Source organism: Vibrio sp. 2132-1, assembly GCF_033344315.1.
This window is the reverse complement of sequence record NZ_JAWPON010000641.1, coordinates 1-573: the sequence shown is the minus strand read 5'-3', so window position 1 is coordinate 573 and position 573 is coordinate 1. Positions and strand designations below refer to the sequence as shown.

1 protein-coding gene is annotated in these 573 nt (G+C 52.4%); it reads left to right on the top strand.

The window, feature by feature from the left end:
- Positions 1–573: serine O-acetyltransferase (gene cysE, locus R8N47_RS27135; protein ID WP_318186360.1), on the top strand; the 573-nt coding region annotated here is incomplete at both ends.

Here is a 573-nt window from a genome sequence, read left to right as displayed (position 1 = left end):
GTGTGCGGCACTGAGTTACATTTTGGCCAACAAATTAAACACGGCGTCGATGCCAGCAATGGCCGTTCGTGAAGTGGTCGAAGAGGCATTTGCCGCAGACCCTACCATCACGGATTTTGCTGCGTGTGACATTTGTGCGACGGTCAACCGCGACCCTGCTGTTTCCATGTACTCAATGCCATTATTGTATTTGAAAGGTTACCACGCGCTGCAAGGCTATCGCGTGGCAAACTGGTTGTGGAAACAAGGCCGTCATGCCCTTGCGACGTACTTGCAAAACCAAATTTCTGTGGCGTGTCAGGTAGACATTCACCCAGCAGCACGTATTGGTAGCGGCATCATGCTCGACCATGCGACGGGCATCGTGATCGGTGAAACAGCGGTGGTTGATAACGATGTGTCGATCCTACAAGACGTCACCCTAGGTGGTACAGGTAAAGAGTGCGGCGATCGTCACCCGAAAATCCGTGAAGGCGTGATGATTGGTGCAGGTGCCAAAATTCTTGGTAATATCGAAGTGGGCGAAGGGGCGAAAATCGGCTCTTGCTCCGTAGTATTACAAGCGGTGCCACC